The organism is Paenibacillus sp. SEL3, assembly GCF_054602585.1.
In genome coordinates this window covers 196,673-217,949 of the sequence record NZ_CM137725.1, presented here as the reverse complement: position 1 = coordinate 217,949, position 21,277 = coordinate 196,673, and the positions used below count along the sequence as shown (strand labels likewise).

Genomic DNA, 21,277 nt, shown 5'->3' with positions numbered 1-21,277 from the left:
TGGGCCTCCGTTCTCATAGATAAGCAGTAGAACTGCTTACTCCCAAGAGAACGGAGGTTTTTTGATCTATGCTGATCAATGCTGTGTTCCAGGGTGGAGGGGTTAAGGGAATTTCGCTGGCGGGTGCAGTTAAGGCTGCGGAGGAGCATGGAATTGTATTCAATCGTTTAGCAGGTACATCATCAGGTGCTATTGTAGCTGCTTTATTGGCTGCGGGATACTCTGCGGATGAAATGAAAGCCGTAATTGAGAAAACCCCCTTGGTCAAGTTGTTACGACGTTCTCCAGTGTTCAATATTAAGTGGATTGGACCAGCAGCTCGTATCTTTCTTAAAAAAGGTCTCTACTCAGGGGAGGCACTGGAGCACTGGGTACGTGAGCTGTTACGAGCTAAGGGAGTGCGTACGTTTGCGGATTTACCTCCTGGCAAACTGCGCATTATTGCATCAGATATCACGAATGGACGCATTCTGGTGCTACCTGAGGATATCAAACGTTTTGGTATCAATCCCTCTTCACTGGAGGTAGCCAAGGCCATTCGGATGAGCACAAGTATCCCTTATTTTTTTGATCCCGTTATGTTAAGGCTTGATTCTGCACTTGCCAAGGGAAAGACCTTTTCTCAGCAATTTATATTTGTAGTTGATGGGGCTTTACTAAGCAATTTGCCTTTGTGGCTTTTTGATGAGCCTGTAAATGAACGTGAGGCCAAAACGATTCCAACGGTAGGGTTTCAAATGGTGGGCAAGACGGGTACGGAGACCAAAGTTTCTTATATACGGGGTCCATTGACCATGCTACAGGCTATTTTTGATACCATGCTATCAGCACACGATGAACGATATATTGAGCAGGAGAATCGGTATCGGACGATTAAAATTCCAACATTGGGGATCCGCACTGCACAATTTAACATTTCTACAGTGCAAAGTGATTTGCTGTATGCTTCCGGTGTGCAGGCAGGGGATGCTTTTTTCCACAAATGGAGCATCACTTCTTACCAGCAGCAGTATAGCAAATACCAATTGATGAAGGATACCATGTACGCTATGAAATGAACACTAATTGGCAGTTAAAGTAATTTAAAAGGGTGTGAAAAAAGGAGCCTCTTCCCGGTCATATTTGAATACGCGGGTGACGGCTCCTTTGTGTTGCATTTTAAAGGATGATTATTATCGTTAATGATATTTAGGTTGTTCTTCTTCATTTTTGCCCTTGGAACCTTCAATCACATGAAAAGGATACGCTTTGCGCTTGCCCGTAGTCTGCTGCTTACGTGCGTTGGCTGTTTTGGCCATGGTGCGCACAGAGGGTTTGATTTTGGGAGTACGATTGCTTTGTCCTGGCAGGTATTTGTATAGCAGAAATATAACTGCAAAAACAAGGACGGGAATGAGTAAACTCATGAGAAAGCCCCAACTTCCTCTCCACAGCATATCCACAATCCCATATGCACCCAAAGCAAGGGTAAGCCAGAAAATAACAGCATGTCTGTTCATTATTCACTCATCCTTTCACAGGATCAAGGGCAGGACTGTTGAAGGTCTCCTTTACAGGTACATTTTCCAACTCAGCATCCAATTCAAGCATACGCTTAAATGAGGCAATGGATACCTCCACTTGATCATCAGTCGGTTCTTTGGTGGTAAGTAGTTGCAGCCACAGACCGGGGTAACCTAAATAACGAAGTACCGGAATTTCACGAAGAGCATTGGTCAGCTTGAGAAATTCAAAAGAAAGCCCCAGTACGATCGGAAGCAGTAGAAGCCGTTGCCCCATACGCTCCCACAGATTATCGTAGGTGAATAGGGAATAGACAAGTACCCCGATGATCACGGTCAGCATAATAAAGCTGCTACCGCAGCGGTAATGCAGACGGCTGTATTTTTGCACATTGGCCGGAGTTAGTTCTTCCCCAGCTTCGAATGCCGTAATTACTTTATGCTCTGCACCGTGATATTGAAACAATCGTTTAATTAACGGAGTTTGGGAAATACCCCATAAATAAGCCAGCAGCAGAATCAGCTTAATGGCTCCTTCGGCGAGGTTATGCAAAATTTGGCTGTGAAATAAGCTGCCGAACAGGAAATTCTCTACAATAACCGGAACGAGGGTTAACACAATTTTGCCGAACAAAAAGGAGATAATCCCGACTGCTGCTACACCGATCATCATACTCAAACTCCAGCGAGATTCTTCTTTTTTCTTTTGCTCAGCGCGTTCTTCCGGATCTACTTCATCATCAGCATACGCATCAGCTGAATAGTTCAAATGCTTGGTACCTTTGGCGCTGGAGTCGATGATGCTTACAATCCCCCGCAATAAAGGAATTCTGCGGAATTTGGATACCCAGGATTGCTCCTTGCGTGGTACTTCCAAATATGTGATTTCGCCAGTTTTGCGGCGAACTGCCGTGACATTGACACGCTTGCCGCCGAACATGACACCTTCAATGACTGCCTGACCACCGTAGCTCACAGGCTTGGATGCTTGTGACAACCGTCTCACCTCTCTTAATACATGCTTTTTTGTATATTGTATCGAATTTGGAAGGGAATATCTAGTTAGATGAAACTGGTGTAACCACAGGCTTATAAAAAAAGCATTTATGGAGCGTCAGACTGCTCACATAAATGCTACTCATTATAAAACTTCGGAAACAACCTATTGCGTAATTGCCCCAACAACCTGGTCAACCAGTCCTTTTGATGAGAGGGGGCCGCCAAATGTCCATGTCGTACCGTTCAGTGGATAGGTGCGTTTTTCTTTAACGAAATTCAGACCGTTCCAGACCGAATTATTTTTCATAGGTGCCCCGAAAACATCATCGTCCGGCTGCACAATATAGATAAAGTTGCTGTTCTGAACAGCAGACAGAGCTTCAATACCGACGGTTGTAAAGCCATACGGTTCAACTTTGCTTGGTTTCCAATCATTAATCATACCGATCTTCGCCAATGTTGCCACGACGACTGAGTTATCCGAAAACATACGGAGGCTGGCCGCATTTTGCGAAGTGAAAGCTTGTGTCAGTACATAATGATAATCCGATTTGCCAGCAGCGGCGAGCTTTTCTTTGGCTTCAGCATAATGCTGATCCAGTTCGGCAAGCACCTGCCTAGCTTTGTCTTCTTTTCCCAGAGCAACCGCGATGCTATTAAAAATTTCTACCATTTTATCATGATCGTAGCCATTACCATTGTTCAGATTATATTCGATCGTAGGAGCGATGGCCTTAAGTTGCTCATAGATAGCTTCATTCCCATCAACATTGGAAATGATCAGATCCGGCTTCAATGCAGCAATCGCTTCCAGATTCGGTTCGTTACGCGTGCCGACATCGACCACGCTACTATCCAGTGCCGCCTCCGGTGTCACGTACACCTTGTAGTTGGCATTGTCAGCATTACCCACCGGCTGAACGCCCAACGCAACCAAATCCTCTGTAAATGTCCATTCCAGCACTACGACACGCTGTGCGGGCTTGTCGAGCGTGATCTCACCACGATTATGCTTTACCGTCACAGGACCGGTCGCTGTGTCAGTCGGTTTACTACCCGATGTGGCTACCTGATCTTTGTCCGATGCATTGTCGGCTGCTCCGCAACCTGCCAGAGTGAGCGTAAAAACCATTAACAATAAAATCCCGATGAATCCCTTTTTCATAGAAGCGTTCTCCCGTATATATGTTTTTATAAAATGATAATGATTATCATTTTCACCATTATATTATGATAGAGGATTGAAATTTTGTCAATGTAAAAAACGGGTCCGTACCCTCAAGTCGAAAGCTGCCATTATTCAGCATTCCTGTTCATTGTTAAACTCTCCCCCCTTGGAGCATACTACCAGCAAAATGGAATGCAGAATCCGATGGAAGTACATGCATATCCGATTGCGATAGTCTTTACGATGGGAAAAAGTTTTCATATTGAAAGGGGATTAAACAACATGAGCGAAACCTTCTCTATACCCAAGATAGGACATGAACAGGAGCAACCTCGTGGATCTCAGGATCAACGTAATCATAACGACAGTGGTAGAGGCAGGCAGCAGTCAGGCAAAATACATACGCCTCTCATTCCTTTTGCGCTTGAGTTGGGTTTTTTTTCGGGTTTGCTCTGGGGATTGCTGCGCTGGCTGTTTTATAAGTTGCACTTTACTGTAGTAGCGCCTGGCTTTCTCGCAGAGCCTTTTTTCAAGCATTCATTTATGAACACCATGGCGGGACATCTGGTAGGGCTACTGTTTTTTATTGGATTATCCGTCGTAGCTTCACTGGTGTACACTCTGTTGCTGCGCAGATTTAAGGGTCCTTTACCCGGCATTGTGTATGGCCTGATTTGGTGGGTTGTTTTATTTGTATTAACAGGTCCTAAGCTAGGGATGATGAATGCTCCTGATCGGTTAACATGGAATTCCCTGTATACGGAAATTTGTGTGTTTTTACTGTGGGGACTATTTATCGGATATACCGTTGCTGTCGAGTATACGGATGAAAGAAAGCGCGAGCCTGAGAAAGCTGAGGGCTGAACGTAACAAAAACTTCTCAAGCGCCTATTCCCTGTGTTAAAATAGCATTTGGTTATTTGACAGAGGGGAGCGGAATGAAAGATGAAGAATGACCGGGTGTTAAAGCTGCGGCAGGCGCTGGGCGAGCATAATCTGCGGGCTATGCTGATTACTAGCCCTGTCAATCGTCGATATTTGACAGGCTTCACAGGTTCGGCAGGTTATGTGCTGATTACGGAATCCCATAGCTATTTGCTGACTGACTTTCGCTATATGACGCAAGCGACCGAACAAGCCGAAGGCTTCACGGTAGTGCAGCACGCTGCACAGGTCATGGAAACGGTGAAAGAATTGCTGTCTTCCCATCAGATCAGCGAAACAGGCTTTGAGCAAGACGCTGTAACTGTTGCGACGCATAAAGCTTATAGCGAAGATTTGTCACCTATTTCACTGGTTCCGGTGTCGGGCATTGTAGAGAAATTACGGGTGTACAAGGATGCGGAAGAGCTGGAAGTGATGCAGCGGGCAGCGGATTTGGCAGATGCTACTTTTGCACACATTTTACCTTACATCAAGCCAGGTGTCAGCGAGCGTGAGCTGGATCTGGAAATGGAATTCTTCATGCGCAAGCAGGGAGCTACATCCTCTTCATTTGACACAATTGTGGCTTCTGGGGTTCGTTCGGCATTGCCTCATGGCGTAGCCAGTGCTAAGTTAGTACAAGCAGGCGAGCTGATTACGTTTGATTTTGGTGCGTTGCTGGATGGCTATTGCTCCGATTTGACACGTACAGTGGCCACACAAGGGGATTTAGCGCCCCAGTTGCGTGAGATCTACGATATTGTACTCAAGGCGCAACTTCACGCACTTGAACATATTAAGCCGGGCATGACAGGCCGTGAAGCGGATGCACTGACCCGGGATATTATTGCAAGCCATGGCTATGGAGACAATTTCGGGCACAGTACAGGTCATGGTCTGGGTCTTGAAGTACATGAATCTACACGCCTGTCGAAGGCGAGTGATGATATTCTGGAGCCGGGTATGGTGGTAACGGTCGAGCCAGGTATCTATGTGCCTGGATTGGGCGGTGTACGGATCGAGGATGATATCGTTATTACAGATAGCGGCATCAAATTATTAACACATTCGAGCAAAGAATTTACAGTCGTTTAATAACGATAACAGTCCTGTAGGAGGGGTATTTTAGTGATTAACGTTAATGATTTTAAAACAGGTTTGACCGTCGAGGTAGACGGAGATATTTTTACGGTGCTGGATTTCCAACACGTAAAACCGGGTAAAGGTGCAGCATTCGTACGCTCCAAGTTGAAAAACTTGCGTAACGGTAACACTGTTGAACGTACATTCCGTGCGGGTGAAACGATCGGTCGGGCGCAAATCGAAAATCGCGGTGTATCTTATCTGTATGCTAGTGCAGACGATCATACATTCATGGATAATGAAACATATGATCAATTCACATTGTCCAGCGATCAATTGAAATGGGAACTTAACTTCCTGAAAGAAAACATGAATGTAAATATCGTCAGCTATAACGGCGAAATCTTGGGTATTAACCTGCCAACCAGCGTGGAACTCAAAGTAATCGAAACAGAACCAGGTATTAAAGGTAATACAGCTACAGGTGCTACCAAAAATGCCAAATTGGAAACGGGTTTGAATGTTCAAGTTCCTTTGTTCATTAACCAAGATGACGTATTGTTAATTGATACACGTGACGGTAAATACATGTCTCGCGCATAAAATTTGCTGCTTTTAGATTTCCTCTGTCCTTGTAAGGGCAGGGGATATTTTTATAAGCACTAATATTAAAAAACAATGGCTCCGCACAGCACTTTCATATTATACTGTACTAAAGTTATTCCGCAGGATGTCACGTTCAAGTCGTTGGGTGCCATCTCAAGGTTACATACTGAGTCTGAGGGAGTGAATATCGTTGTCTTTGTATGTCATGAAATTCGGAGGCAGTTCCGTCGGTGACACGGAGCGCATGAAACGCGTGGCAAAACGCGTTGTTGAGAAACAGAGTGAAGGGCATCAATGTGTAGTGGTCGTTTCCGCAATGGGAGACACGACAGACGAACTGATTGACCAGGCCAAATTGTTGAATGAGCAGTTGCCTGCACGTGAGTTGGATATGTTGATGACGACAGGTGAGCAAATTTCAATCGCCTTGTTGTCGATGGCTATTCAGCAGTTGGGTCATGAAGCGGTATCGTTTACGGGATGGCAGGCTGGTTTCCGTACTGAATCTGACTTTGGTCGAGCACGAATTACGGACATTCAACCTCAGCGAGTGCTGGAAGCACTGAGCAGCAACAAGATCGTTGTTGTAGCTGGCTTCCAAGGGATGTCTGCAGAGGGAGACATTACAACGCTGGGACGTGGTGGCTCTGATACGACGGCGGTTGCGCTGGCGGCGGCGATTCAAGCGGATGCCTGTGAAATTTACACGGATGTGGACGGCATTTATTCAACAGATCCACGGATCGTGAAGGTTGCTCGTAAGCTAAAAGAAATTTCTTATGATGAAATGCTGGAATTAGCTAATCTGGGTGCAGCTGTATTGCATCCTCGTGCGGTAGAATATGCCAAACATAACCGGGTACCGCTGATCGTGCGGTCCAGTTTTAACCATAATGAAGGAACGGTCGTAAAGGAGGATGCAGTAATGGAACAAGGCGTTGTAGTCAGTGGGATTGCATATGATAAAAATGTAGCAAGAATCAGTATTTTGGGCGTCGCCGATATTCCCGGCGTACTGGCGAAAGTATTTGGAACACTGGCGGCAGCCAAAATTGATGTAGACATTATTGTACAGAGCGGGGTTGAAGCTGGTAAAGCGGATTTCTCCTTTACAGTAGCTCTGACGGATCGTGAAGCGGCACTGAAGACGCTGGAAGGTATTCGTGGAGAGCTTCCGTACCGTGAAGTAACGTCTGAGGAAAACTTGGTGAAGGTTTCCATTGTAGGTGCAGGAATGGTTAGCCATCCGGGTGTTGCTGCGCAAATGTTTGCCGTACTGGCAGAGCAAGGCGTTAGCATTAAAATGGTAAGCACATCTGAAATCAAAGTATCGTGTGTAATTGAAGCGGGTAAGCTTCATGAGGTTATTCAGGCGTTGCATACAGCTTATAACCTGGACACCGAGGAGCAAGCGTTTGTGGGTGGACCGCAAGACCGTCGTTAATAACTGCAACGTGATCTAGACACTGAATATGGCTAATGTGAACGATGCTTATGACAGTAAAGGTTGATACATTATATGCCCTCTATTTATAGTTTGATAAATCATAGAATACAGCAGTAGGTTAAGAGGTTGTTCCATCAGTGAGAGTTAAACTGGGGGGCAGCCTCTTTTTTTCTGAATCTATCTTTTCTACCCAAGGGTTTCCCTTAGCCGACAAGGCTTTGAGAGGCCCTTTTTTATTTGTGAAAATTAGAGAATGGTGCTTAAACAAGCGGGGGAAAGGTCTGTTGAGCGTTGATAGGAGTTAGCAAAAGTTTGCCTAGGTTTTCAATATATTTTCGGCATAAAAAGCGAGAGTCAACCATAGACTTGTCTTAAAGAAAAAGGACAACTGTGAGGGGGCTGCATCGGTATGGAATGGCTGGAGTTATTTCCCGAACCGTTGCACGGTATACTCGGAAGGCTTCCAGAAACGGTATTTGAGCAACTGGAAGAAATCCGGGTCAGGGAAGGAAGGCCGTTGGAAATTAATGCAAATGGTGAACATCATTTTGTAACGTCTGCTGGTCAGCTGACTTTGAACCATGTGGAAGCCTATAAGCCTGACCGTGAGGATGCCCACCGACTGCTGGATTTTATCAGCAATCATTCCCTCTATACGATGGAAGAGGAGCTTCGTAAAGGGTTTATTACGATCCCTGGCGGTCATCGTATTGGCTTGGCAGGGAGAACCGTACTCAACCGAGGACGAGTGGAGCATTTGAGGGATATAAGCAGCTTTAATGTAAGAATTGCGCGTGCAATTCCCGGCATAGCTGATCGGATATTGCCTTATGTAGCAGATCGAATGTCCGGGAAAATCCGGCATACCCTCATTTTGTCCCCTCCTCAGCATGGCAAAACGACACTGCTTAGGGACTTGGCTCGGCAACTCAGTTACGGAGGGATGGAAAGCCATGGGGGGCGACGGAATGGACTCAAGGTAGGCATTATAGACGAACGCTCTGAGATCGCTGGTAGTCACAAAGGTATCCCCGGTTTTGATGTCGGGCCTCGCACCGATGTATTGGACGGATGTCCGAAAGCAGAAGGCATGATGATGATGATCCGCTCGATGTCACCGGATGTCCTCATTGTTGATGAAATCGGACGACCGGAAGATGCGGAGGCGGTGCGCGAAGCGCTTCATGCAGGCATTGCAGTCATTGCTTCCGCACATGGTCGCGATGTGGCTGAAATGGCGACCCGGTCTGCTTTTGCTGGATTAACTACAGGACAAGAGCTGTTTCAACTCTACGTCATGCTGGAGCGGACGAGCCGGGGCGTCTCATTCCGACTGGCAGATGCCAAGCAACGCAGGATTACACTATCTGGAGAAGGGCAGAATGGGGGCATCTCCTATGCTTAAGCTACTGGGGGCAGCCTTGGTTATACTGGCCGCTACGCTGGCAGGTTGGCAACGGGCAAGGCAGTTTGCAATGAGGCCGCGGCAAATCAGGGAGTTGATTCTTGCGCTGCAAAGATTGACCACCGAGGTTTCCTACGGGGTGTCTCCGCTACCAGATGCTTTCGCCAAGACAGGAGAGCCCTTGCGAGAGCCCTTACGCACTCTGTTTCAGCAAGCCTCACGCTGGATGCACCCCTCTTTTGGCCTGACTGCCAGAGAAAGCTTGCATAAAGCCATTGAAGACTCGTGGAGCCGTTCCTCTATGAAGCAAGCCGAGAAGGAAGCGATGCGGCAGCTTGCTTACAGTCTTGGAACCAGCGACCGTGAAGACCAGATCAAGCACATTGCGTTGACCATCCAGCAGTTATCCCATGAAGAAGCGCAGGCGCAGGCAGATCAGGTGAGGTACGAGCGTATGAGCAGGAGCCTGGGACTGCTGATCGGAGCATTGATCGTCATTTTGATCTATTAGCGGGGTGCTCGAATGAATTTAGAAGTGAACGCAATTTTCCAAATTGCCGGAATTGGCATTATTATCGCTATGATTCATACCGTATTAAAGCAAATGGGCAAAGAAGACATGGCGCACTGGGTAACGGTCATCGGCTTCGTCGTGGTCCTGTTCATGGTGGTGCGAATGCTGGATAACCTTCTGCAAGAGATCAAATCTATCTTTCTTTTTCAGTAGGTGGACACATGGAAATTATTCAGGTGGTGGGCTTCGCCCTCATTGCCACAGTCCTTATTTTAGTCATTAAGGAACAGAAGCCGATGTTTGCCTTTTTGATTGCAACAGCTGCGGGAATCGTCATTTTTTTGCTGCTGATTGGGAAGATCGGATCTGTGGTTGCTGTACTGGAGAGACTGGCCCGGTCTTCAGGCATGGATATGATCTATTTTAAAACCGTCTTGAAAATAATCGGTATCGCTTATATTGCTGAATTTGGAGCGCAAATCGTTCGGGATGCAGGACAAGACGGGATTGCTTCCAAAATTGAGCTTACCGGAAAGGTACTCATTATGGTGCTCGCAATCCCGATTATCAGCATTATTATTGATACCATTCTGAAGCTGATGCCCGCCTGAGGGGGTGATGCCATGAAAAGGCTGGGGGGCATGCCGAATCTCAAAGTAATTGCAATGTTGCTGCTATGTTTCTGGTGTGCCTCGGCTGCGTTCCTCTTTGCAGATAATACACCGACAAACGAATGGATCAGACAGCAGGCGGAGCAAATGCCCAAAGACGAAGTAGAACATTATTGGGACGGGCTCATGCAGCAATACGGCGGATTTTTCCCTGATCAGAAAACGCCTTCCTTCATGGACATGCTGCTTCCAGGCGGTGAAGGGTTCAGCATAAAGGGTGTATTGAGCGCTATAGCTGATTTTTTCATCCATGAAATCCGAGTAAATGCCAAGTTGCTCGTCACCATCGTCATGCTCAGCATTATGAGTATGGTGCTGGAAACGCTGCAAAGCGCTTTTGAAAGCAAACAGGTCAGCAAAGTGGCCTACGCTATCGTATACATGGTCATTATCATTTTGGCGATTAATAGCTTTAGTGTAGCGATTGGTTATGCCAAAGAAGCGATTGATAGCATGATTCACTTCATGATGGCAATGTTGCCTTTGCTGTTTACCATGCTAGCCTCGATGGGGAACGTCGTAACAGTTTCGGTGACCCACCCGCTGATTGTATTTATGATCAACACAGTCGGAACAGTCATTCATACGCTGGTTTTCCCGCTGCTGTTCTTCTCGGCTGTGCTGTATTTGGTCAACTCGCTGACGGGCAAATACAAGCTGACCCAGCTAGCCGATCTGTTGCGGAACGCTGGAGTAGCAGTGCTGGGAGTGCTGCTGACGATTTTTCTAGGAGTCATTTCGGTACAAGGCTTGACATCGTCCGTTACTGACGGATTAACAATCCGTACAGCCAAATATATTACAGGTAGTTTTGTTCCGGTGGTCGGCAAGGCGTTGGCAGATGCGACAGATACAGTTATTTCGGCTTCGCTACTCGTTAAAAATGCCATTGGTCTGGTAGGAGTCATTATTATTTTGTTCCTGTGCGCCTTTCCCGCCCTCAAGATTCTGACGCTGGCGCTCATTTATAAAGTGACAGCAGCGATCATGCAGCCTTTGGGTGATACGCCTATCGTGGCATGTCTGGATGCGATCGGCAAGAGCATGATTTATGTTTTCGCGGCGCTGGCAGCAGTGGGATTGATGTCCTTCCTTGCAATTACAGTCATGCTCGCAGCAGGCAATATGACAGTCATGATGAGGTGAACCAATGCACGTAAACCAACAAGGGGGGAGGAGAGTGACGTGACCTGGCTGGCAGGCTGGCTCAAGGAACTGGTGCTAATCGTGTTGCTGGCTTCTTTTGTCGATATGATCTTACCGAGCCGATCTATGGAGAGGTATGTCAAACTCGTTCTCAGCCTGCTTATTCTGCTGACGTTGCTGTCTCCGGTCGTGCGCTTACTGAGCACCAGTCCTTCCGAGGTTCTAGGGCGAGCATTGGATCTTCAACGTCAGGCTGAGACAGGCAAGAGGGAACCGACATTGGAGGAGATTCTAGCAAAAGGCAGCCAGTTAAAGCTACAGCAAGAACAAAGCTCCATGCAATGGGCTGGCAAAGAGGTAGCTAAGGAAATGAAAGGACAGTTGGAACAGTATACTGGGTTAGCAATTCAGTCGGTCCAGGTTACCCTTGCAAAGATTCAACAGGAGGAATCAGGGCTGGAGGCAGGAACGGGTGTCCAGTCGGTAGTGGTCCAATTGGCAGAACAGCAGCCAGAAAAAGAAAAGAAAAACACAGACGTCTCGCCTGGTGCAGATGTCAAGCCGATTATGGTGGAGCCTGTAGCCGAAAAGACAGTGAATATTCGTGTAGAGCCAACACATGCAAAAACTTCAGATTTTAATGAAGGAACGCGAGAAGATGATCGTAATCCTGACAAAACTGTTGAGGACGGAAAGCCAACAGATACGAAAGCATTTGGCTTAATTACAGGACTTTTACGTGAAAAATGGGGGATAGATAGCAAAAATGTTCAGGTGCTTTCTTCGCAGGATGGAACACATGAATGGTAACAGGAGGTGAGCAGAAATGAGCAAATGGCTGAAAAAGCTGGAGCAATGGCTGGGTGGAGGGGCGGATGGGGCGAAAAGGTTCAATTCATTTCGTTGGTTGCTTATTCTTGGCCTTATCGGTGTAGCGATTATGCTCTTTAATTCATTCGTTAATGTAAAAAAGGTTGATCCAGAAAACGTAGGGCGTGAGCCGCCTGGCGTGATGAAAAATGAGCCTACGTTAGAGACAACAACAGGTGAAGAAAGTTCTTTTGCCGGGATTGAGAAGGTTTTTGAGGACAATATGAAACAGATGCTGGAGCAGATTGTTGGCGTAGGAACCGTTGATGTCATGGTTACGGTAGACTCCACCGAAGAAGTTATCGTTCAACGCAATGTAAAGGACATGCAGGAAGAGAACAATGAGACGGACGCCAATGGTGGACAACGGCACACTACTCAATATACACGTGATGGCGAAATTGTCACCTATGAATCATCTGGTGGGCAGCACACCCCGATTGTGACAAAAAAAGTAAAACCGCAGGTGAGGGGAGTGCTTGTTGTGGCTATGGGGGCAGAAAACCCTACAGTGAAGCAGCTAATTGTCGATGCTGTACAGAAGGGGCTAAATGTACCTTCCTACAAAATTTCAGTCGTACCGCGCAAGCAGGGATAATTTGGAATTCAGGAACAAAGAAGTTTATATTTTAAACCATTAATGAATATGGAGGACGGAACATGAATAATAAAAGACAAACCGTTTGGCTGGTGTCCATGCTGAGTTTAATGGTCGTGCTGTCTGCGTATTATTTGTTTACGGAGGACTCAAGCCCTGCAAATCCACCAGTAGCCGATAGTGAACAAGTGAGCAAGGTTAAGCAGGATGCCGCACAGGAAGCAACGACGAAGGCAGAGGAACAATTGAACGAACTGAAGGTAAACGAAGTAGTGACGAATGGAGAAGTAACTGATGGAGCATCAGCAAATTCCACAAAGTCGGATACGGCTTCTACAACTGACCCAGCAACAGAAAACTCAAAAGGCGACAAAGGTACGGCAGCTACCCCTACTACTGAACCGGCGACATCCAATCAAAACACAACAGCGACTAAGACGGACGCGACAGCACAAAGTGACGACAAAGCAGCCTCTACAGCCAAAACCGACCAGCAGGTACTGGATCAAGTGGCAACTGATCAAGCTGCCCAACCTACAGCAGCAGCTGTGATTGACAACTATTTGCTGGAACGGGACGTGGAAAATCAGAAGAAAAATGATGAACTGACTACCGCAATGAACGACAGCACACCAAAGAAAGCTGCGGAGGCTCAAAAGGAATTACATGTACTTGAAGATAAGCAGGCTAAAATTACTGGAATTGAAGAAGAGCTTCAGCAACAGTTCGCCAATGCGGTCGTCCGTGAGGAAGACGCTGATAAATACAAAGTAGTGGTTCTGAGTGAAAAATTGGATGCTAAGCAAGCGGTAACAATTGTCGACAAAGTCATGAAGGAACTGAACGTAACGCAGGATAAGATCAGTGTCCAATATGTTACACAATAAGACAAAAAACGCGAAAAAGCCCGGATTTCTGCATTATTCCGGGCTCTTTCTATTTTTAATGATTGTGATATAATACATAAAGCTGTTTCAACAATGTTATCAGCAACCGGCAAAATGCTGAAGGAGTGATTAATAGAGATGTTTAAATTAAGCGAGATTAAGGAATTGATCAAGCTGGTGGATGAAACGTCTGTGCATGAGCTTGAAATTGAAAATGAAGGAACTCGCCTGTTGATCCGTAAACCGGGCAAAAGCGAAATCGTTACAGTACAGGCTCCTGTGGCAACACCTGCTTATGCAGTGGCACCACAAGCTGTTATTCCAAATCCACAAGTACAGTCCGATGTTGGATCTACAACTGCTGGAGAACCGAGGGAATATGCAAGCAATCTACATAAAATCGTATCTCCGATGGTAGGCACTTTCTATAGTTCTTCATCACCGGATACGGCTCCGTATGTGAGTATCGGCAGCAAAGTGGGCGAAAAAACAACGGTATGTATCATTGAAGCGATGAAGCTGATGAACGAGCTGGAAGCTGAAGTGAAGGGCGAAATTGTGGAAATTTTGGCCGAAAACGGACAGTTGGTCGAATATGGCCAGCCATTGTTCCTTGTGAAACCGGAGTAAAAAGCTTGTTTGCACCCTCTTTTGAGGGTTCGGCAAGACTGCTCCCAGGGAGGATAAAGTCATGACATTTCAAAAAGTATTGATTGCGAATCGTGGAGAAATTGCGGTTCGTATCATTCGCGCTTGCCGCGAAATGAATATTTCGACAGTTGCTGTATATTCGGAAGCTGACAAGGATTCGTTACATGTGCGTCTCGCAGATGAGGCTTACTGTATCGGACCGACGCTATCTAAGGACAGCTACCTTAATTTTACGAATCTGATGAGCGTTGCTACATTGACTGAATGTGATGCCATTCATCCAGGTTACGGATTTTTGGCGGAAAACGCAGACTTCGCTGAAATTTGCGAATCGTGTAATATTACGTTTATTGGTCCTTCTCCTGAAGCCATTAACAAAATGGGAGATAAAGCCGTTGCCAAGCAGACCATGAAGGATGCCGGAGTTCCGGTTATTCCGGGTTCAGACGGGCTGGTTGAGGATTTGCAGGATGCGATCGGCATCGCACGTGATATCGGATATCCGGTAATTATCAAGGCCACAGCAGGTGGCGGAGGTAAAGGTATTCGTATCGCCGAAGATGAGGATAACCTCATTCAGCAAATCACTACTGCTCAGCAGGAGGCGCAAAAGGCATTTGGCAATGCGGGTGTGTACCTAGAAAAATATTTGACCGGTATGAAACATGTGGAAATACAAATCATAGCGGACAAGCATGGTAATGTTGCCCATTTGGGCGAACGGGACTGCTCTGTGCAGCGTCGTCGTCAGAAGTTGTTGGAGGAAGCACCATGTCCTGTACTTTCACAGGATGTCCGTGAAGAAATGGGTCAGGCAGCTGTTCGTGCAGCTTTGGCCGTTCAATACTCTGGTGCAGGTACTCTCGAATTTTTGCTCGGCCCGGACAACAATTTCTATTTCATGGAAATGAATACACGTATTCAGGTAGAACATCCCGTAACAGAAATGATTACCGGTGTAGACCTGATTAAGGAAATGATTTCTGTCGCTGAAGGGCATCCGCTTTCCTTTACGCAGGAAGAAGTCACCATCAATGGTTGGGCGATAGAGTGCCGTATTAACGCTGAGGATCCGGATCGTAATTTTATGCCTGCACCGGGTAAAATCGGATTTTATCTGCCTCCAGGCGGTCCTGGGGTACGGGTAGACAGTGCAGTATATCCAGGTTATAGCATTCCTCCTTATTATGACTCTATGATCGCCAAGCTGATTGTGTGGGCACCTACACGGCAGGATGCAATTGCCAAAATGAAGCGGGCTTTGACTGAGTTTGCTATTGAGGGCATACCCACAACGATTTCTTTTCATCAGCGCTTGCTAGAGCATCCGACCTTTATTAAAGGCGATTTTGATATTAAATTTTTGGAGGAAAACGAAGTTTAATCGGTATATTTCCTCCGTTTGTCATAATGAACGCCAAATGATATAGTATGGATAATAAGTGAGCATGTCTGCTTTGAAATCCAAAGCTGGAATGAAACTTATTTTGACCGAAAGGTGTTGAAGGTATGAGCACAGTGCCAACCGAATTCGAACGTACAGAAATTGGGGAGATTCAAATTGCCCCAGAAGTTATTGAAGTCATTGCCGGACTGGCTACCGTTGAGGTACCGGGCGTTGCGGGAATGAGTGGCGGATTTGCTGGTGGGTTTGCCGAACTGCTAGGCCGCAAAAATTTATCTAAAGGTGTAAAAGTGGAAGTCGGACAGCGTGAAGCTGCTGTAGACGTCTCCGTCATTATTGAGTACGGTAACCGTCTGCCTGAGGTGGCTGCTGCTATTCAGCATAATGTTAAGCGTTCGATTGAGAACATGACAGGTCTTAACGTTGTTGAAGTGAACGTGCAAATTCATGATGTTCAATTCAAAAATGCCGATAAAGTAGAAGAGCCGGAAGTGCTGGGCGCCGGACGGGTTAAATAGAGCGATACTTTGTACAAACCCCCGACCCTTATGGGTCGAGGGTTTACTCTAATTTAAGGAGGCTGTGCGTTTCGTGGCTAAAGTTATGGACAGACTTCTGCTGTTCTTGTACAGCTTAAGTATCGGAATTATTTCCATTCTCGCCATCCTCCTCCTGAGCGGGGCCATTCCGTATGTTTTAAGTATTGAGGATGAGCGAGTAGTGTGGTTTACCAGCCTGATTATTGCAGGGGTTCTGTTGTTATTGAGTCTTCGTTTTTTTTATATCTCTATTCGACGGAACCAAACCGTACAGCATTCTATTGATCAACGAACGGAATACGGTGACATTCAGATTTCAGTGGATACCATTGAAAATCTGTGCCTCAAAGCAGCTTCCCGATTTCGCGGGATGCAGGATTTGAAAGCACGCGTTCGTGTGTTGGATTCGGGACTTGATATTACGATTCGGGCGGTTGTAGACGGGGAAAGCTCCATTCCGGTGTTAACCTCCGAGGTACAAAAGGGGGTACACGATCATGTGGAAGAAATTACAGGAATTCCTGTGTCCAATGTATCGGTGTACATCGCTAATGTTTCTCAGTCACCCAGCTTTAAGAGTCGTGTGGAATAGAGGTGATTTTCCCTGATGCCCTGGAAAGAAATATGGGGAAGTTACAAGGGCCGGATCATGGGGATCACGGCTGGTATTTTTTTCGGTTTTATTTATTTGTGGGCAGGCTTTTGGAATATGTTGTTCTTTGCATTGATGGTGTTCATCGGATATACGCTAGGAAGACGTAGCGATTCAGCGCTCGGTTCATTCCTCCCTTGGAAGGAATGGGGCGATTGGTTGTCGCAACGTTGGCGTCCTTTTAAATGAACCCTGTGATACGTGTTCTCCAAAAATAGAGCTGTAGCTTCTTTGCGCCCAACGTTTTGGAGGATGCGTTCACAGGTTTTTTTGTGGAAATTGGTTAGAATGAAAAATAGATATAGGCAAGCGTAGGAGGCAGGGCATGAAAAGACGTCTGGCGAGGGAATTAGCGGTACAGAGTATGTACCATATGGAAATGAATGAAGTGGATGCGGCAGCAGCCGTGGACATGTTGCTTCAGGAAGCCGCTGAGGAAAACGAAGCGGAAGTTGTCGTTAAAAATGCAGCAGTGTTAAGAGCGTATGTCTTGGAGCATGTGCGGGGTACGTGGGAGCACAAGGAAGCCATTGATGGGCTGCTGGTGGATTATCTTAAAGGCTGGCAGATCAGCAGGCTTTCACGTGTAGATCGTCAAATTTTAAGGCTTGCGGCATATGAGATGATTTTCCGTGAGGATGTTCCAGCCAAGGTAGCTGTTAATGAAGCGATTGAGTTGTCGAAGCACTTTGGTACCGAGGAATCCGGTAAATTTGTTAATGGTGTACTGGGACGAGTGATACAAGAACTGGAGCAATTGAAAGCACGTTTTTAAGTAGAGACTACTGAATCAGGTTGGAGAGTGGTAAAACATGTCAGCACCGATCATTGATGGTAAACAAATCTCTCAGGATATTCGCGCAAGCATTCAGCAAGAGGTCATTCGTCTGAAAGAGCACAGCTTTCAACCCGGACTGGCTGTTGTATTGGTAGGCGAAGATCCCGCTTCGCAAGTGTATGTTAAAAACAAGGAAAAGGCATGCCATGATCTCGGCTATTACTCCGAGGTTCATCGGTTGGCAGCAGATACTTCGCAGGAAGCATTACTGGAACTGGTAAACAAGCTGAACCATCAAAGTACCATCCATGGAATTTTGGTGCAACTGCCGTTGCCAAAGCATATTCATGAAAAAGCTGTCATTGACGCGATTGCAGTGGAGAAGGATGTGGATGGATTCCATCCGGTGAACGTAGGGAATTTGGTCATCGGTGACGATAGTCTATTGCCTTGTACTCCTGCTGGAGTCATTGAGTTAATTAAGCGTGCTGGAGTGGAGATAGCCGGTAAACATGCGGTAGTTATTGGTCGCAGTAATATCGTGGGCAAGCCAGTGTCTTTATTGTTGCAGCGTGAAAATGCTACGGTTACGATGTGCCACTCCCGTACAGCGAATATTGCGGACCTAAGTCGACAAGCAGATATCTTAGTCGTTGCGATCGGCAAAGCCAACTTTATTGATGCTTCGTTCGTGAAGCCCGGAGCGGTAGTGATAGATGTAGGGATGAACCGTCTGGAGAACGGAAAGCTGGCGGGGGACGTTGATTTTGAGAGCGTGAAGCAAGTGTCTGGTCCGATTACGCCTGTTCCCGGCGGAGTAGGGCCGATGACAATTACGATGCTGATGCAAAATACGCTCGTAGCGGCCAAGCGGTCGCACGGTTTGGCATAAGGACAGCTGCCGTGGCTGAACAACGTATTTACTCTATAAAGGACCTGAATCGTTATATCCGGATGAAATTGGAGTCGGATCAGGTGCTGTCTGATGTATGGATACGCGGGGAAATTTCTAATTTTACGCATCATTCAAGTGGTCACATGTACTTTACGCTCAAGGATGAGGGGAGCCGCATACGTTCGATTATGTTTGCAACCCATAATCAGCGGCTCCCTTTCGTACCGAAAGAAGGTACGCGTGTTATTGCCCGGGGAAACGTATCCGTGTACGAACGAGATGGACAATATCAGTTTTATGCGACTCAAATGCAGCCTGATGGTATAGGAAGCCTTTATTTAGCTTACGAGCAGCTCAAGCAAAAGCTGGATGCAGAGGGACTGTTTGATACTGCTCGTAAGCGTAACCTCCCTGCCCATCCAGTAACCATTGGCGTGATTACGTCACCGACTGGAGCGGCTGTGCGTGATATTATTACGACACTTCAGCGGCGATACCCGCAGGCTGGAATTGTGTTGTATCCTGTGCTTGTACAAGGAAAAGGTGCCGCCCCCTCGATCGTCAAGGCAATTGAAACTATGAATCGTATGCAAGAGGTTCAGGTGATGATTGTCGGACGGGGAGGTGGCTCGTTGGAAGAACTGTGGGCGTTTAATGAGGAAGCGGTTGCGCGCGCCATTTACGCATCGGTCATTCCGGTTATTTCGGCAGTTGGACACGAAACGGATTTTACCATTGCCGATTTTGTGGCTGACTTACGTGCGGCAACGCCAACCGCAGCAGCCGAGTTGGCCGTGCCTAATCAGGCAGAGCTACGGGATCAGCTGCTCCAGCGGGAGCAACGGTTGCGCAACGCCCTCCGGCAGCGGCTGGAAACCAGCCGTGTACGCTTGGCGAGGCTTCAGCGTTCACCAGTCCTGCTGCACCCACGCCGCTATATGCTACAGCATGCAGAGCGAATGGACATGCTGCATCAGCGTCTAATCCGCGCAGCGCGTAACCGTTCTCGTTTGAACGCAGAAAAGAACGCACGTATGCGTCAGGTACTAGAACGGTTTAATCCGCGTGAACAAATTCGTTCAGCACGCAAGCAGACGGATATGGCGCAACGTCAGCTGGAGTCTGCGATGCGTGCTATTACGAAAACGGGACGGCAGCAGTTGCACACGGGAATTCGTCAACTGGATGCGCTGAGCCCACTCAAAGTCATGGCCCGAGGCTATAGCTTGGTATACGATGAGCAGGAAAAACGGCTGATTAAGTCGCTCAAAGACGTACAGCCGGGAGATTCCATCAAGATTAAAGTGAGTGATGGGCAGTTGGACTGCCAAGTATGGGGAATGAAGGAGGACGCGAAGCACGGTGGCGAATGAAACGGAATTGAATTTTGAAGCGGCTATGGCTGCTCTTGAAGAAATTGTCGGACAACTGGAGCATGGAGACGTTCCTCTGGAGCAAGCCATTGATTTGTTCCAGCGGGGGATGAAGTTGTCTCAACTTTGCAGTCAGAAGCTGGAGCAGGTTGAACGTAAAATTGAAATGATCGTGGAAGAGGATGGAGATTTGCGCAAGAAGCCTTTTGGTGGGGGACTGGATGAAAACGGCGGTGAAGGACTTGAATAGACCGTCGTTCAAGGAATATTTGACCGGGACGACGGATGCGGTTTCGTCCGCACTGACCGAGCAATTCCCGGCCGATTGGGACATTCCCGATGTTCTTCGAGAATCCATGAATTATTCACTCACCGCAGGCGGAAAACGGCTGCGGCCTCTGCTTGTGATCGCTGCTGCTGAAGCATTCGGTGGAAGCAGGGAAGCTGCGCTGCCAGTGGCATGTGCGGTAGAAATGGTACATACGTACTCCCTCATTCATGACGACTTGCCAGCCATGGATGATGATGACTATCGGCGAGGTAAGCTGACGAATCATAAGGTATACGGCGAGGCGGTTGCCGTCCTTGCGGGTGATGCTTTGTTGACCCATGCCTTTTACAGTATTGTGCAAGCAGGACGGCGTCACGGTGTTTCGTCTGATTCGCTATTGTCCATAGTTGAGGATTTGTCCGAAATGAGTGGCGCGCGGGGCATGGTAGGCGGACAGGTCGCCGATATGTCAGGCGAGCAAGGAATGACGGGGATCGAGGAACTGGAATATATCCATCTTCATAAAACGGCTGATTTGATTATTTTCTCGCTCTTGGCAGGTGGACGGATTGGTGGGGCGGACAAGGGTCAATTAGAGGCGCTTCGACGCTTTGGACGAGATTTGGGGCTGGCTTTTCAGATACAGGACGATATACTGGACCTCATAGGCGATGAGAGTAAAATGGGTAAGAAAACGCAAAGTGATGTTGAACAAGAGAAGGTCACCTATCCGTATTTCATTGGTATGGACGCATCTTTGCAGCAGGTAGAGGAACTCACCGCATCTGCTAAAAGAGTGATAATAGAGAGTGGTATCCCCGATTCTTCTCGTTTGCTGGAGATAGCCGATTACCTGATGAAGCGTGATCATTAGTTGCGTTAGAGCTGTTTTG

Annotated in this window: 27 protein-coding genes; 23 read left to right on the top strand and 4 right to left on the bottom strand. The window is 47.1% G+C overall.

All coding sequences use genetic code 11. The annotated features are described in order from the left end of the window. Window positions 1–68 precede the first annotated feature (68 nt). Window positions 69–1,058: a patatin-like phospholipase family protein gene (locus tag ACYCS5_RS01130; RefSeq protein WP_165147072.1), complete on the top strand. Its 990-nt coding sequence runs from the start codon at window positions 69–71 to the stop codon at window positions 1,056–1,058. Window positions 1,059–1,178: 120 nt separating this feature from the next. Here the strand turns inward: ACYCS5_RS01130 and ACYCS5_RS01125 are convergent, their stop codons facing one another. From ACYCS5_RS01125 to ACYCS5_RS01110, 4 genes are all read right to left on the bottom strand, one after another. Continuing rightward, complete coding sequence (locus tag ACYCS5_RS01125; RefSeq protein WP_029517244.1) at window positions 1,179–1,499, bottom strand: hypothetical protein; 321 nt, start codon at window positions 1,497–1,499, stop codon at window positions 1,179–1,181. Between the two features lie 7 nt (window positions 1,500–1,506). Continuing rightward, window positions 1,507–2,499 carry a DUF1385 domain-containing protein gene (locus ACYCS5_RS01120; RefSeq protein WP_069012733.1) on the bottom strand — a complete coding sequence of 331 codons (993 nt, stop codon included), beginning with the start codon at window positions 2,497–2,499 and terminating at the stop codon, window positions 1,507–1,509. A gap of 165 nt (window positions 2,500–2,664) precedes the next feature. Further along, window positions 2,665–3,666, bottom strand: coding sequence for an ABC transporter substrate-binding protein (locus ACYCS5_RS01115; protein WP_459760665.1), 1,002 nt, complete (start codon window positions 3,664–3,666; stop codon window positions 2,665–2,667). 135 nt (window positions 3,667–3,801) lie between these two features. Continuing rightward, window positions 3,802–3,930 (bottom strand): hypothetical protein, encoded by a 129-nt coding sequence (locus ACYCS5_RS01110; RefSeq protein ID WP_340885770.1) that lies wholly within the window; start codon window positions 3,928–3,930, stop codon window positions 3,802–3,804. A 21-nt stretch (window positions 3,931–3,951) separates the two neighbouring features. Here ACYCS5_RS01110 and ACYCS5_RS01105 point away from each other — a divergent pair, with 21 nt between their 5' ends. The 22 genes from ACYCS5_RS01105 to ACYCS5_RS01000 all read left to right on the top strand — a co-directional run bounded on the left by ACYCS5_RS01105 (window position 3,952) and on the right by ACYCS5_RS01000 (window position 21,258). Then, a complete protein-coding gene (locus ACYCS5_RS01105) occupies window positions 3,952–4,533 on the top strand; it encodes a YqhR family membrane protein (RefSeq protein ID WP_340885767.1) in 582 nt (193 codons plus the stop codon). 81 nt (window positions 4,534–4,614) lie between these two features. After that, window positions 4,615–5,688: a M24 family metallopeptidase gene (locus ACYCS5_RS01100; protein WP_340885765.1), complete on the top strand. Its 1,074-nt coding sequence runs from the start codon at window positions 4,615–4,617 to the stop codon at window positions 5,686–5,688. Window positions 5,689–5,721: 33 nt separating this feature from the next. Further along, window positions 5,722–6,279: an elongation factor P gene (gene efp, locus ACYCS5_RS01095; protein ID WP_029517249.1), complete on the top strand. Its 558-nt coding sequence runs from the start codon at window positions 5,722–5,724 to the stop codon at window positions 6,277–6,279. Between the two features lie 193 nt (window positions 6,280–6,472). Further along, on the top strand, window positions 6,473–7,726 hold the full coding sequence (locus ACYCS5_RS01090; protein ID WP_069012730.1) for an aspartate kinase: 1,254 nt from the start codon (window positions 6,473–6,475) through the stop codon (window positions 7,724–7,726). Between the two features lie 412 nt (window positions 7,727–8,138). Then, window positions 8,139–9,134, top strand: coding sequence for a stage III sporulation protein AA (gene spoIIIAA / locus ACYCS5_RS01085; RefSeq protein WP_069012729.1), 996 nt, complete (start codon window positions 8,139–8,141; stop codon window positions 9,132–9,134). Then, on the top strand, window positions 9,127–9,645 hold the full coding sequence (gene spoIIIAB, locus ACYCS5_RS01080; RefSeq protein ID WP_029517252.1) for a stage III sporulation protein SpoIIIAB: 519 nt from the start codon (window positions 9,127–9,129) through the stop codon (window positions 9,643–9,645). Before spoIIIAA ends, spoIIIAB begins: the two co-directional genes overlap by 8 nt. Before the next feature lie 12 nt (window positions 9,646–9,657). Beyond that, window positions 9,658–9,861: a stage III sporulation protein AC gene (gene spoIIIAC / locus ACYCS5_RS01075; protein ID WP_010345636.1), complete on the top strand. Its 204-nt coding sequence runs from the start codon at window positions 9,658–9,660 to the stop codon at window positions 9,859–9,861. Between the two features lie 8 nt (window positions 9,862–9,869). Next, window positions 9,870–10,259, top strand: coding sequence for a stage III sporulation protein AD (gene spoIIIAD / locus ACYCS5_RS01070; RefSeq protein WP_013310826.1), 390 nt, complete (start codon window positions 9,870–9,872; stop codon window positions 10,257–10,259). 12 nt (window positions 10,260–10,271) lie between these two features. After that, window positions 10,272–11,465, top strand: a complete 1,194-nt coding sequence (gene spoIIIAE, locus ACYCS5_RS01065; RefSeq protein WP_069012727.1) for a stage III sporulation protein AE — start codon at window positions 10,272–10,274, stop codon at window positions 11,463–11,465. A gap of 39 nt (window positions 11,466–11,504) precedes the next feature. Then, window positions 11,505–12,275 (top strand): stage III sporulation protein AF, encoded by a 771-nt coding sequence (spoIIIAF, locus tag ACYCS5_RS01060; RefSeq protein ID WP_165147063.1) that lies wholly within the window; start codon window positions 11,505–11,507, stop codon window positions 12,273–12,275. 16 nt (window positions 12,276–12,291) lie between these two features. Further along, window positions 12,292–12,933 carry a stage III sporulation protein AG gene (spoIIIAG, locus tag ACYCS5_RS01055; RefSeq protein WP_029517255.1) on the top strand — a complete coding sequence of 214 codons (642 nt, stop codon included), beginning with the start codon at window positions 12,292–12,294 and terminating at the stop codon, window positions 12,931–12,933. 62 nt (window positions 12,934–12,995) lie between these two features. Continuing rightward, a complete protein-coding gene (locus ACYCS5_RS01050; RefSeq protein ID WP_165147060.1) occupies window positions 12,996–13,820 on the top strand; it encodes a SpoIIIAH-like family protein in 825 nt (274 codons plus the stop codon). Window positions 13,821–13,958: 138 nt separating this feature from the next. After that, window positions 13,959–14,450 (top strand): acetyl-CoA carboxylase biotin carboxyl carrier protein, encoded by a 492-nt coding sequence (gene accB, locus ACYCS5_RS01045; protein WP_029517257.1) that lies wholly within the window; start codon window positions 13,959–13,961, stop codon window positions 14,448–14,450. Between the two features lie 61 nt (window positions 14,451–14,511). Continuing rightward, window positions 14,512–15,855, top strand: a complete 1,344-nt coding sequence (accC, locus tag ACYCS5_RS01040) for an acetyl-CoA carboxylase biotin carboxylase subunit (RefSeq protein ID WP_029517258.1) — start codon at window positions 14,512–14,514, stop codon at window positions 15,853–15,855. A gap of 125 nt (window positions 15,856–15,980) precedes the next feature. Further along, a complete protein-coding gene (locus ACYCS5_RS01035; protein ID WP_029517259.1) occupies window positions 15,981–16,394 on the top strand; it encodes an Asp23/Gls24 family envelope stress response protein in 414 nt (137 codons plus the stop codon). A 73-nt stretch (window positions 16,395–16,467) separates the two neighbouring features. Beyond that, window positions 16,468–17,007 carry an alkaline shock response membrane anchor protein AmaP gene (amaP, locus tag ACYCS5_RS01030; RefSeq protein WP_029517260.1) on the top strand — a complete coding sequence of 180 codons (540 nt, stop codon included), beginning with the start codon at window positions 16,468–16,470 and terminating at the stop codon, window positions 17,005–17,007. A gap of 15 nt (window positions 17,008–17,022) precedes the next feature. Then, entirely contained in the window at window positions 17,023–17,256 is a 234-nt protein-coding gene (locus ACYCS5_RS01025; protein ID WP_023989248.1) for a DUF2273 domain-containing protein, read from the top strand. 136 nt (window positions 17,257–17,392) lie between these two features. After that, complete coding sequence (gene nusB, locus ACYCS5_RS01020) at window positions 17,393–17,842, top strand: transcription antitermination factor NusB (protein ID WP_013310817.1); 450 nt, start codon at window positions 17,393–17,395, stop codon at window positions 17,840–17,842. Window positions 17,843–17,879: 37 nt separating this feature from the next. After that, entirely contained in the window at window positions 17,880–18,737 is an 858-nt protein-coding gene (folD, locus tag ACYCS5_RS01015; RefSeq protein ID WP_029517261.1) for a bifunctional methylenetetrahydrofolate dehydrogenase/methenyltetrahydrofolate cyclohydrolase FolD, read from the top strand. 62 nt (window positions 18,738–18,799) lie between these two features. After that, complete coding sequence (gene xseA / locus ACYCS5_RS01010; RefSeq protein ID WP_238437765.1) at window positions 18,800–20,113, top strand: exodeoxyribonuclease VII large subunit; 1,314 nt, start codon at window positions 18,800–18,802, stop codon at window positions 20,111–20,113. Next, a complete protein-coding gene (gene xseB, locus ACYCS5_RS01005) occupies window positions 20,103–20,363 on the top strand; it encodes an exodeoxyribonuclease VII small subunit (RefSeq protein ID WP_013310814.1) in 261 nt (86 codons plus the stop codon). The genes xseA and xseB overlap by 11 nt, the downstream gene beginning before the upstream one ends. After that, window positions 20,335–21,258, top strand: coding sequence for a polyprenyl synthetase family protein (locus ACYCS5_RS01000; protein ID WP_069012726.1), 924 nt, complete (start codon window positions 20,335–20,337; stop codon window positions 21,256–21,258). Before xseB ends, ACYCS5_RS01000 begins: the two co-directional genes overlap by 29 nt. Window positions 21,259–21,277: the final 19 nt, after the last annotated feature.